Origin of the sequence: Gluconacetobacter entanii (genome assembly GCF_003206495.1) — a bacterium.
In the GTDB taxonomy this organism is placed as follows: domain Bacteria; phylum Pseudomonadota; class Alphaproteobacteria; order Acetobacterales; family Acetobacteraceae; genus Novacetimonas; species Novacetimonas entanii.
This window is the reverse complement of the sequence record NZ_NKUF01000007.1, coordinates 60,412-72,032: the sequence shown is the minus strand read 5'-3', so window position 1 is coordinate 72,032 and position 11,621 is coordinate 60,412. Positions and strand designations below refer to the sequence as shown.

General features: G+C 61.6%; 12 protein-coding genes and 2 tRNA genes. 7 read left to right on the top strand and 7 right to left on the bottom strand.

The features are described 5' to 3' along the window. Positions 1 to 50 precede the first annotated feature (50 nt). Positions 51 to 125: transfer RNA gene (locus CFR72_RS05135), tRNA-Thr, on the top strand. 321 nt (positions 126 to 446) lie between these two features. Here the strand turns inward: CFR72_RS05135 and CFR72_RS05130 are convergent. Together CFR72_RS05130 and CFR72_RS05125 are read right to left on the bottom strand one after the other, a co-directional pair. Next, entirely contained in the window at positions 447 to 902 is a 456-nt protein-coding gene (locus CFR72_RS05130; RefSeq protein WP_110912948.1) for a hypothetical protein, read from the bottom strand. 288 nt (positions 903 to 1,190) lie between these two features. Then, complete coding sequence (locus CFR72_RS05125) at positions 1,191 to 2,306, bottom strand: AAA family ATPase (protein WP_110912947.1); 1,116 nt, start codon at positions 2,304 to 2,306, stop codon at positions 1,191 to 1,193. 165 nt (positions 2,307 to 2,471) lie between these two features. Between CFR72_RS05125 and CFR72_RS17110 the strand changes: the two genes are divergently transcribed. After that, entirely contained in the window at positions 2,472 to 2,666 is a 195-nt protein-coding gene (locus CFR72_RS17110) for a hypothetical protein (protein ID WP_146220652.1), read from the top strand. Positions 2,667 to 2,812: 146 nt separating this feature from the next. Here the strand turns inward: CFR72_RS17110 and CFR72_RS05120 are convergent, their stop codons facing one another. After that, positions 2,813 to 3,004: a hypothetical protein gene (locus tag CFR72_RS05120; protein WP_110912946.1), complete on the bottom strand. Its 192-nt coding sequence runs from the start codon at positions 3,002 to 3,004 to the stop codon at positions 2,813 to 2,815. 816 nt (positions 3,005 to 3,820) lie between these two features. Here CFR72_RS05120 and CFR72_RS05115 point away from each other — a divergent pair. From CFR72_RS05115 to CFR72_RS17990, 4 genes are all read left to right on the top strand, one after another. Continuing rightward, positions 3,821 to 5,332, top strand: a complete 1,512-nt coding sequence (locus CFR72_RS05115) for an aldehyde dehydrogenase family protein (RefSeq protein ID WP_110912945.1) — start codon at positions 3,821 to 3,823, stop codon at positions 5,330 to 5,332. 213 nt (positions 5,333 to 5,545) lie between these two features. Next, positions 5,546 to 6,826 carry an NAD(P)/FAD-dependent oxidoreductase gene (locus tag CFR72_RS05110; protein WP_110912944.1) on the top strand — a complete coding sequence of 427 codons (1,281 nt, stop codon included), beginning with the start codon at positions 5,546 to 5,548 and terminating at the stop codon, positions 6,824 to 6,826. A 229-nt stretch (positions 6,827 to 7,055) separates the two neighbouring features. Then, on the top strand, positions 7,056 to 7,448 hold the full coding sequence (locus CFR72_RS05105; RefSeq protein WP_110912943.1) for a hypothetical protein: 393 nt from the start codon (positions 7,056 to 7,058) through the stop codon (positions 7,446 to 7,448). Between the two features lie 313 nt (positions 7,449 to 7,761). Further along, positions 7,762 to 8,136, top strand: coding sequence for a hypothetical protein (locus CFR72_RS17990; RefSeq protein ID WP_244182181.1), 375 nt, complete (start codon positions 7,762 to 7,764; stop codon positions 8,134 to 8,136). Between the two features lie 97 nt (positions 8,137 to 8,233). Here CFR72_RS17990 and CFR72_RS17490 read toward each other — a convergent pair whose 3' ends face one another. After that, a complete protein-coding gene (locus CFR72_RS17490; RefSeq protein WP_167400305.1) occupies positions 8,234 to 8,395 on the bottom strand; it encodes a hypothetical protein in 162 nt (53 codons plus the stop codon). A gap of 182 nt (positions 8,396 to 8,577) precedes the next feature. Between CFR72_RS17490 and CFR72_RS17780 the strand changes: the two genes are divergently transcribed. Continuing rightward, complete coding sequence (locus CFR72_RS17780) at positions 8,578 to 9,009, top strand: hypothetical protein (protein ID WP_208629969.1); 432 nt, start codon at positions 8,578 to 8,580, stop codon at positions 9,007 to 9,009. Between the two features lie 240 nt (positions 9,010 to 9,249). Here the strand turns inward: CFR72_RS17780 and CFR72_RS05085 are convergent. The 3 genes from CFR72_RS05085 to CFR72_RS05075 form a co-directional block, all read right to left on the bottom strand. Beyond that, positions 9,250 to 9,324: transfer RNA gene (locus CFR72_RS05085), tRNA-Thr, on the bottom strand. A gap of 100 nt (positions 9,325 to 9,424) precedes the next feature. Then, positions 9,425 to 9,838 (bottom strand): RNA polymerase-binding protein DksA, encoded by a 414-nt coding sequence (dksA, locus tag CFR72_RS05080; RefSeq protein ID WP_003621930.1) that lies wholly within the window; start codon positions 9,836 to 9,838, stop codon positions 9,425 to 9,427. Between the two features lie 137 nt (positions 9,839 to 9,975). Continuing rightward, positions 9,976 to 11,574 carry an efflux transporter outer membrane subunit gene (locus CFR72_RS05075; RefSeq protein ID WP_110912941.1) on the bottom strand — a complete coding sequence of 533 codons (1,599 nt, stop codon included), beginning with the start codon at positions 11,572 to 11,574 and terminating at the stop codon, positions 9,976 to 9,978. Positions 11,575 to 11,621 lie beyond the last annotated feature (47 nt).

Genomic DNA, 11,621 nt, shown 5'->3' with positions numbered 1-11,621 from the left:
TTGGCATATTGCATCCGCGTCCAACGTCGGATATCAAGCGCTCAACTTTCGCCGACATAGCTCAGGGGTAGAGCAACTGATTCGTAATCAGTAGGCCCTCGGTTCAATTCCGAGTGTCGGCACCATTTTTCTCTTGTTTTTTCAAGAGTCTGGGCACAATAGCCCAAGGTCCGGACAACCTGCCCCACCGTGGGCGACAGTCCCCCCCGACATCCCTTCCCTGCCGATTCCCCAGCCGAAATCAGGGCTTTAGCTGCGTGCCGGTTCTGCCTGCGCATGGCGTGGCCCGGACATCCTTACGATGCCCCGCCACTGGGGACATGGCTGCCATGCATCGACGCGCAGGGGGCCTCACGTAATATTATGTAACCATTTTTACGTAAAAAGACCGGCCGGGACTCCGTGCGCGCACACGACACGGGCACGGAGACTCCGCAACAGCGGTTTCAGGTCCCGGAATGTTTGCGCAGGAGCGAGACCGCATGCGGCCCGTCCTCAAGCGCTGCGTCAAGCAGGTCACGCCCAAGCGCGCGGAGCGTCAGGGGATGCATCCCGTCGAGCGCCCCATGCAGTTCATGCCGTTTTTCTTCCGACAGGGTGGGATCACTGGCGACACGCTGGCGCAGGGCTGCGAGCATGTCGGGGCTTTTCATCGTGATCTGCACATTTTCCGGCCGGGCAAGGAACTGGCGGCCCGCATCGGTAATGGTGCTTTCGCCCTGCACGCGAAATCCCTGCGCCGTGGCGGACACGCCGCCGGTACAGAAACCCTGCAGTTCGAGGTCGAGGAGGTTGCGCGCATATTTCTGTTCATCCGCGCCATCGGGGATCTGCAATGCGACCGTCCCACCCGCCGCCTGCATGGACAGCAGCATTTCAACCTGCAGATCACGATCAATCACGCCCTGAACTCCTCCGGCCATCATGTTATAACAATGGATATGGGCCTGATGTCCCTGTATTGCAATCCGGCATGCATGGCAGGCGCAACAGTTCCGGCAGTTTTCGTTGCCCCACGACCCCTGAATTTGATTTAAAAATCATGGTTTCCAAAGGGTAATACCCTTTGGTGGGGGTTCGGGGGCAAAGCCCCTGAGGGGCATGTACCAAACGTTCAAATGACGCACGAAAAAGCCTCACCAGACACCACCTTTCCTAGGAAAAGGCGGCATCCGGAAGCTTTCACAAGGTCAGGCCCGCGCCCAATGACGCACCTGTTCACGCAGGACAACCTCCACGCAGCGGCGCAGCATGCGCATGTCGCCGGTAAAGACTTCCTGCAGCTTCGTCATTTCATAGCCGGACAGGTCGAACCAGCCGGGCTGCAGGTTCCGTTCCACCTCGATTTCGCGGATGATGTTCCACGCGAGGGCAGGCACATGTTCGACCGTGGGCGCAGGCACATGCACCACCGTGCAGCGCGAACGCAGCGGCGCGCTGACCATGCCCAGGTCGTTGGCCGTCAGGACCCAGCGCACGTGGCTGACATCGACGGAGGTGTTCAGGTACACATCGCGAAAGGCCCGCGCCTCCGTCAGGTCGAGGAACTGCAGCAGCGCATCCTGTACCGTCCCGTTACGGCTTTCACGCGGGGCCTTTTCCACCTCGTCCATAATCATGCAGACATTGGCCATGCCGCTGTGGGCGATGGCCTCCGTCACGATCGACGGCTTGGAATCGCCATAGGTCTGGTGCGTCCCCACCAGCGACAGGGCATCGGACATGCCGGCCACGTTCTGCTTCTGCACGGCATAGCCCAGCGCCTCGTGATAATGGCGCGCGACGGTGGATTTCCCCGATCCCGGCGGCCCGACCAGCAGTACCGGACGCATCCGCCCCGGCGTGCCCCAGGCCATCAGGTCACGTTCGGCATGGGCCATCGCCTCCACCGCGTCCGCCGCGTGGGGGCAGGCCTCCAGTGCAAGGCCGATGCGTGATTCCACGAAATCCGGGACATGCAGATGCACCGGCTTTTCCAGCCGCCGCACGCTGGCGAAACGGTCGGGCGTGCGCGTGCCTGTCTTCACCTGCGGAAATTTGAAATTCGCAGGCAGGATATGGATGCCTTCATCCCCGGACTCCCCGTCCCCCGCAAACTCTGCGGGTTCTACGGCGTCAGGCGGGATGACGGGTTCAGGCTGCCGTGACGGGGCATCATCCTCATCATCAAGGCTGTCGGCCCCAAGGATGAAGGGGCCACATTCCCCGTCCTCTTCCTCGCTCGAATCAGGTTCCTGCGCATTCCATAATGCCATCAGCTCGTCAAAGGAGCCGTCATCATCATCGGAAGAATTCATTTTGCTCATGTCGTGGTGCCCTGATGTTGGAGATCATGGAGTTTTGCGGCCCGGGAGGAGGGCAAAACGTATGAGCTTCAACATCGGCAATGACATGGGCAGGTCCTGACCTGGACAGAGTCCGCACGGTATACCCGGCGCATACAGGGATGCACCTGGCCATAATATGCAGTCATGTTGGGGAAAGACGGTGGCGACCAATGGCGTGTTGCTGTGGTCACGAAGCAATCAGAGTGCTATTCGCTGGAACGTCATACTTGGGATATGACAGATTTAGGTTCTTTTTTCAAGGGAAATTCTTTCCTGCCAAAGAAAAAACCACCCCTCAATACAGAAGGCGACACCCCCGAAGGAATGCCGCCAACCTGAGAACAGTCACAACCGTCTGGAAAAACAGCGTTCCTGTTTCTTATTAATGACACATCTGAATAACGATACAACACGGTTGTGGTAACAACGTGCTGAGGTCACGGCGATGTAATGATACAGCCGCGGGATTGCAGGCGCCGTCGGGTTCAGGCCTGGTCCAGCGGATCTTCATCGCCATCATTTTCGCGCACGCTCCACCATCCTGCGGACCATTGCGCGAATTCGGGCGTGTCTTCCTTGAACGGGTTTTCAATCAGGGGTTCGCCCCGGACGGCGGCGGCCTTGCCCTGGGCCGTGGGATCGTCGGTGGCGGGGGTGGTCGGGGTCTGCTGGGTCATTGCGCTTCCTTGTACTCTGGTCTGTGTCGGCCGTACCTGCGCGTGATACCGCATGCCCACACCCCGCGTCAGCCCCATCCTCCGCCCGTGCGCCCCGTGCGGCACGCATGCCACGACCTGCCCCGACGGGACGACAGGTGGCACGGGCGCGACATGGGAAATGCGATGCACAGTATATGGCGGACCTCCGCCCGGTGGCATGCGGTGCCGGATTCGCATTTCCGCCCTGTGGGGCCCTGCATGTTCCACGACTCCCGCCTGCCTGTGCGCCGTCCATGTGAAATTATGGCACCGGGGCGCAGATTCCCCCGTCCCGCCCGTTGCCGTTTTATGCAACTGCTCTTTCATCATGTTTCATTTATTGAAATCCTGAAAAAATCTCATCAGGATAACACATTGTAATATAAGTATTTTCATGGATCATATTGTGACATTGAGTGTCGATATCACGTATACGTGATCGCGATTATGCTTGCGGATCACAATTTATCTATATACCAATGGATACAGACATTCCGCTGTATCCGGCGGTTTTGTTCTTTCCTCGCCGATCCCTGATACCGGCAGACCGGGGTGGAAAATGCGCGAATATTTCATCCCGGCACAGAAGTTCAAGAAACGAATGCCATAACAGCAAGAACAACATGGGTTCTGCATATGATCGCCCTCATCGCATTCCCTTGTCGGAATACGGGCTTCAGGCGGAACCTGCCCCGGGATCGGCAACGCCGGACGATTTGATAACCACGGAACTGTATTTCATATTTCCATGGAATACATGCCTGGTCACAATAAAACCACAAGGGAACATGACTCATGTCTTCCGATTACACGACCGAGAAGCCGCCGTTCAAGGCTCGCTATGAAAACTACATCGGTGGCAAGTGGCTGCCGCCGATCGCAGGCCATTACCTGACGAACACCTCGCCGGTCGATGGTCGCGTGCTCTGCGAAGTTCCCGCCTCCACCGCTGCCGACGTGGAACTGGCACTCGATGCCGCGCACAAGGCGAAGACCGCCTGGGCCCACACCTCCCCCGCCGATCGCGCGCTGATCCTGCTCAAGGCCGCGGACAAGATGGAGCAAAACCTCGACCTGCTCGCCCGTGCGGAAACGTGGGACAACGGCAAGCCCATCCGTGAAACCCTGACCGCCGACATCCCGCTGGCGATCGACCATTTCCGTTACTTCGCTGGCTGCATCCGTGCGCAGGAAGGCTCGCTGAGCGAAATCACGGACACGACCATCGCGTATCACTTCCACGAACCGCTGGGCGTTGTCGCGCAGATCATTCCGTGGAACTTCCCGCTGCTGATGGGTTCGTGGAAGCTGGCGCCCGCGCTTGCCGCCGGCAACTGCGTCGTCATGAAGCCCGCCGAAAGCACGCCCGCCAGCATCCTCGTGATGATGGAACTGATCGGGGACCTGTTCCCGCCCGGCACGCTGAACATCGTCAACGGCCTGGGCAAGGACGTGGGTGCTGCCCTGTCCAACAGCAACCGCATCGCCAAGATCGCGTTCACGGGTTCGACGCCGACGGGCAAGATGATCGCCCACGCTGCGGCCGAACACCTGATCCCCGCGACGCTGGAACTGGGTGGCAAGTCGCCCAACATCTTCTTCGCCGACATCATGGAGAAGGACGACGATTACCTGGACAAGGCAATCGAAGGCTTCACGATGTTCTCCCTGAACCAGGGTCAGATCTGTTCGTGCCCCAGCCGTGCGCTGGTCCAGGAATCGATCTATGAGAAGTTCATCGAACGCGCCCTGCCGCGCATCAAGGCGATCCGCCAGGGCAACCCGCTGGATCCCAACACCATGATGGGTGCGCAGAATTCGCACGGGCATCAGGAAAAGATCCTGTCCTACATCGACATCGGCAAGGGCGAAGGCGCCCAGCTTCTGACCGGTGGCGGCCGTCCGGACCTGGGTGGTGACCTGAACAAGGGATGCTATGTGCAGCCGACCGTGTTCAAGGGCAACAACAAGATGCGCATCTTCCAGGAGGAAATCTTTGGCCCCGTGCTGGCCGTGACGACCTTCAAGACGGAAGAAGAAGCGCTGGCCATCGCCAACGACACCCCGTTCGGTCTGGGTTCGGGCGTGTGGAGCCGCGACGCCAACACCTGCTTCCGCATGGGTCGCGGGCTGGAAGCGGGCCGCGTGTGGATCAACTGCTATCACGTCTATCCCGCGCATGCGGCGTTCGGCGGATACAAGAAGTCCGGCATCGGCCGTGAGACCCACAAGATGGTTCTCGAACACTACCAGCAGACCAAGAACATGTTGGTCAGCTACAGCGAAAAGAAGCTCGGCTTCTTCTGATCGCAGGTCGTGGCGGCGAAGGCCGCCACGGCATGATGCGCAGGCGGTGCGGCCGGGCCGGTTATTTTGCCGGGTCGGCCGTTGCCGTCTTCCGTCCCCGCATACGGGCGTGGATGGCACACGACATGAACAGTTTTTGAAATATCAGGAATGCGACAGGGTTTTTCCCACGGGGGCCGGGACACTGTGCGGCAGGGGTGAAAGAGGCATAGGATGGCACAAAAGTTTCGGGTGGTGATTGTCGGCGGTGGTATCGCGGGCCTGGCGCTGGCGACGCGTCTGGGTGATTCCATCGGCAAGTCGGGACGCGCGGAAATCACGCTGGTCGACAAGAGCTTCGCCCATGTGTGGAAGCCGATGCTGCACTGCTTCGCCGCCGGCACGGCCGCGAACGAGAACGACCGCATCAGTTTCCTGTCACAGGCCAGCCGCCACCATTTCGAGTTCTGGCCCGGCGAGATCTCGGACCTGGACCGCACGGCCAAGTCCATCACGCTCGCCCCCGTGGTCGAACCCACCGGCGAGGTCATCCTGGATGAACGCAAGCTGGAATATGATGCGCTGGTGCTGTCGATCGGCAGCCGCGCCAATGATTTCGGCACCCCCGGCGTGGCCCAGCATTGCCTGTTCATCGACAACCTCGTCGATGCCAACGGCTTCAACGACCGTTTCCGCATGGAACTGCTCAAGGCGTTCGGCAATAACGAGGAACTCGACATCGCCATCGTCGGCGGGGGTGCCACCGGCACGCAGCTTGCCGCCGAACTGCACAAGGCGCTGGACCTCGCGGCCCTTTACAGCTTTGGCAAGAAGCCGCCCAAGCTGAAGATCACGCTGCTGGAGGCCGGGCCGCGCATCCTGCCGGCCTTCCCTGAATCCGTCTCCGCCGCAGCGCAGAAGCAGCTTGAGGCGATCGGCGTGACGGTCATGACTTCGGCCATGGTCAGCGGCGCGGACGAAAAGGGCTACATGCTCAAGGACGGGACGCGCATTCCCGCCACCCTGCGCGTCTGGGCCGCAGGGGTGAAGGCGCCGGACGTGACGCGCAAGTTCGCCGGGCTGAAACTGTCACGCTCCGGACAGCTTGAGGTGCGCCCGACGCTGCAGCTTCTGGAAGATGACAACATCTTTGCCATGGGCGACTGCGCCTTCATCGCGGAAAAGCCGGTGGCCCCCACGGCACAGGTCGCCCGCCAGCAGGCGCACCACCTGGCGCGCTACCTGCCGCGCTGGATCAATGGCGGGCAGTTGCAGCCGTTTGCGTTCCATAACAAGGGCGCGGTCGTCGCCCTTGGCGATTACAATGGCTGGGGCACCTTCCCCGGCGGCAAGGTGTTCGGTGGCGGGTGGCTCAGGGGCATTACCGCGCGCATGGTCCACCTGATGCTGTATCGCCAGCACCAGTTCGAACTTTACGGCACGTTCCGCGGCCTTGTTTCGTGCCTTGTGGACTGGCTCGATGTGTTCGTGCGGCCGTCGGTCCGGCTGGACTGACAAATCCCGCAGCAATTTAAGGGAGCCGCCTTCTGATCGAAAAAGGCGGCGTTCTTTCAAGGCTTTTTCAAGAAATCTTCAGCAAAGACTTCTGATCCTTTCCTTTTCAGCCGCGTCCTGTCGCCGGGTCCACTTCATCGTGGGCCCGGCGATTTTTTTTGGCGTCGCGGCATACGGAACCGGTCGTGGTGATCCCCGTTGCCCCCTTGTACGCAAGGGAGACACGGACATGCGCTTTGCCCCCGTATCACACCATTTCCTGGACCAGCCCCCCTGCCCCGCGCCGGTGCCGCCCATGCCGCCCGGAACGCCGGTGCCACCCACGCACCCACCGGAACCCGGCGAGGATCCCCAGCCAATCGACGACCCGCAACCCATCCCGCCGCCCATGCTGGCCTGCTGGACGGCGCGGTATTTCCGGAACTCCGCCGCAACCATGCTGTTGAGGGAGTCCGCACCATGGAAAGGGAACACCCCCATGTCGAACACAGCCTACGATCCCGAAAAACCCGTCCCCAAGCCGGACAGCGAAAAAGACCATGATCGTGACGAGGCGCTTGAAGAGAGTTTCCCCGCCAGCGATCCGCCCTCCAAGGGAGAGACAACCGGCCCGGATGAATGAAACCGTCATAAAGGTTTTTGGTGAAGCTTTTTCCAAAAAGCTTCGAGGAGGCCGCCTTTTTGGAAAAAGGCGGCACCCGAAAACTTTTGACCATTATATCAGGACATTAACCGGAGAGGGTCATTCGTCCATGACGGTACGGCGCGCGGTGTCGCCCGTGGGTGTCCGTACCGATCGGTCAAAGCGGCGCACCCTCCGCCCCGTCCGCCATGACACATGCCCGCGCGTGGCGCATGTGGACGTCTGCGCAACCTTTTTGCACGCAGCCTGTTGGGATTCGTATCTGTCGGTATTCCGCAAGAAAGGAAACATCATGAAAATCCATTTCAGTTCCATCTGCGTGCTGGCGACATTGGCCGGTGTTCCGACGCTGGCGGCCGCGCAAACGGCCACCCCGCCCGCCCCCACGGCGAATTCCGCCGCATCGGAAGTGGGCCGCAACCCGCCCTCCGCCACGGACAGCACGGGGAACCGGGTCAATCCGTCGGACAAGCTGTGGAACAACCCGCGCACCGTCACCGAACAGCCCGGGACCCAGCCTCCCCCCAATTCAGGCACCGGGGAAACGTGGGCACAGACGCAGGCACCGATTCATAACGGCAAGACGTGGCACGGGCACCAGCACTCGAAATATCATTCCACCACCCCGTCCACACCGTCCTCGCCCGGCACGGCGGAGCAGCAGTAAGGCCCGCCGGGAGGCAACATGCCGGGACCGGGGCACGAAGGGCGGGACCACGGGTGCGCGGCCCCGCCCCTGCCGCCGCGTCGCGCGTCAGCCAGTGTCAGAATTCGTCGAGGATGAAATCTTCATCGGGACTGCGGCAGGCCATGTCGGTCGGACGGGTATACCCCCGCCGGTTTTTCCATGCGTGGATCAGGGCCAGTCGCCATTCCTCGTGGGGATCGCGGGTGGGTTTCGGGGGGCAATCGGATTTCGCTTTCATGATCCGGACACCTCTGGCTGTCACCCGCATCAGCGCGGGCACCGGTTCCATAGCAGGCACCCCATGATGGCGGTGTGACGATTGCATGAAGCTTTGGCGCATGACGCGTTCGCACAACTGGCATAAGCGCGGATTGTCCCGATCCGGCACAATGCAGGACAAAACAACAAGGAAACTGTCCTGTGGCCGACCATCCTGCTCCTGACGCGGCTTTTCCCGTCCCGTACCGGCACCCGTCGGGGGTGGCGTGTATCGACATCGCGCGTCACATGTCCTTCTGCCTTGGCAATGCGGTGCGGTGCGTCTGGCATGGGTGGCGCGCCAGCACGCATGACGGGACGGCGGACCTGCAACAGGCCGTGTTCTATATCCATGAATGGCTGGGGATGGAGGTGCGGCCCCGCATGCCCCTGTCACGCCTGATTACCGACGCGGTGCAGCGCTTTGCCGCCGTGGACGAGGACGCCCGATTTTCCACCATCATACGTGACCTGTGCCGTGCGGATTTCACCCACGGCAACGAAAACGCCGCCCGCCATGCACTCAGCCTCATCACGGCGGAGATGGAACAGCGCAGGGAGGCGCAGGCGCGACCGGACAAGGAAAAGGTGTAGGCGACGCCCGAAAACGTTTGGTGAATTATCCCGATGTCGTGTCCGCGGATTTTCAGCACACGGATCCGCTTATCTCACGATAGAACCGGAAATCACTCCACGGTTTTTCCACGGAACCAAGGGGATCGGCATCGCATCAAGATGGACGAAAGCGAACGGCCAGAGATTTTCCATGGATGAGCGAATTGCCAGAGACCCGCCATAAATGGCTGTTTTATGGTCATTCAGACAAGGGAATCATGGTGCTGCTGGACAGGATTGAACTGTCGACCTCTCCCTTACCAAGGGAGTGCTCTACCACTGAGCTACAGCAGCGACGCCGTGGGCGGTTGGTAGCTTTTCCCGCCCTGCGTTGCAACCCCTTTTCATGGGATTTTATGCATCCTGTGCCAACGCGGGGCGGAAAAAGGCATCATCAGTCGTCGCGGTGGATCTTTTCCATGCGTTCGTGGCGTTCCTGCGCCTCGATCGACAGGGTGGCGATGGGGCGCGCCTCCAGCCGTTTCAGGCCGATCGGTTCGCCCGTTTCCTCGCAATAACCATAGGTCCCCGCCTCGATCCGCTGCAGCGCCTGGTTGATCTTGGTGATCAGCTTGCGCGCGCGGTCACGGGTGCGCAGTTCCAGCGCACGGTCGGTTTCCACGCTGGCGCGGTCGGTGATGTCGGCTTCGTGAATGCCGCCTTCGGACAGGCTGGCCAATGTCTCGTCCGCTTCCTTCAGAAGCTCGCCGCGCCAGCGTAACAGCTTGTGACGGAAATATTCCACCTGGAGGGGATTCATGAATTCCTCGGATTCCGAGGGATGATAATCGGGTGGCAATGTAAGCATATCAAACTGGTCCCTGCACCTCGGCTCCGGCATGGCTGCGGCCCCCGCGTCGGGACCGGCATGGCGGAACCGCGCGGCTTATATCAGGCGTCGTCTGGCCGCGCCAAGCATTTCCGCACGTTTTCGGGTCTTTTCCCCTATGCCGCCTTCCCTGCGGCGGGGGTAGCGGAGGCGGCGGTGGCGCGGGGCGCTGCCTTCTTCCCCCTGGGCACGGGTTCGGGATAGGTCGTCTCCCACCCGCCGCCAAGGGCGTTGTACAGCCGCACCAGATTGGCCGAAATCGTCGCCGTGCTGCTGGTCAGGTCGGATTGCGACGACAGAAGCTGGCGCTGCGCATCGAGCACCGACAGGTAGGTCACAAGCCCCTGCCCGTACTGGTCCTGCGCCAGCTTCAGCGACGCTGCGTTCGCCGCCACCTGGGCTGCGAGGAAATCATGGTGCCGCTGTTCATCCGTATAGGCGGTCAGCGCGTTGTCCACGTCATGCCACGCCTGAAGCACCGTCTGCTGGTAGGCGAGCGCCGCCTCCTTCTGCGCGGACTTGCGCAGTTCAAGCTGCCCGCGCAGGCGCCCGCCCTGGAACAGCGGCAGGGTGATCGACGGGCCGACATTCCATGCCTTGGCGTTCCAGAACCCCATGTCGCGGAACGACAGGGATTCGAAGCCGAACCCGGCATTGATCGTCACACGGGGATAGAACTCGGCCACGGCTTCGCCCACCTCGGCGGTGGCGGCGTGCAGGTTGGCTTCGGCGCGGCGGATGTCGGGCCTGCGCCGCGCAAGTTCGGAGGGCACGCCAATCGGCACGGCAGGGGGCACCGGCGGGATGGCCGACGCCACCAGAAGTTTATCCGACAGGGCGCGCGGCGGTTCACCCAGCAGCATGCTCAGCGCGTTGACCTGCTGGGCCAGTTGCTGTTCAAGCTGCGGCATGCGCGCCAGCGTGCCCTCAAGCTGGGCGCGGGCGCGTTCCACATCGAAATCGCTGCTCATGCCGTGGGTGTAGCGGTCCTGGTTCAGGTCGAGCATGCGCTGCGCCACGTCGCGGTTTTCCATGACGATGCGCAACTGTTCCTGCGTCGCGCGCAGGTCCATGTAATCGCGCGCGACCTCCGCCTCGCGCGAGATCAGCATGCCGCGCCGCGCTTCCTGCGTGACCTGCGCCGATGCGGCCGCGGCCTCGTACTGGCGACGCACACGGCCCCACAGGTCCACCTCCCACGTGGCGTCGATGCTGTCGCGCCACTGGTTGAACAGCGGGATCTTCGCCTGCCCCGGCGGCGGGGCGATGCCCATGGCCTCGGGGTGTTCCTGCTCGATGTCGGTGACGATGCGCTGCAGCATCTTGGTGCTGTACTGCTGGCGCGCGTACGACCCGCTTGCCGACATGGCGGGGAAGCGTTCGGCCCCCGCGATGCGCAGTTCCGCGCGGCTTTCGGCCATGCGGTAGGCAAAGCGCCGGACATCGAGGTTGTCGGTGGCCACCCTGCGTTCAAGTTCCGACAGGATGGGATCGTGGAAGCAGTCCCACCATGCCGGGTCCGGCGTGTCGGATGTCACCTGGCTGGCGACGGGTTTTTCGCCTGCCTTCGTCTCGGTGTGCATGTTGGTCGGGCCGCCATATTTCTTTGGCGTCCAGGGGGTAGGCTTATGGAAATTGGGGCCAACGGCACACCCCGCCGTAACCACCGACAACCCGACCACGGCGGTGCGCCATGAAAATCCCCTAACCACCAACGCGGCCCCCTGTTGTCACTGTCGCCAATACGATAAACCTGTTCGTA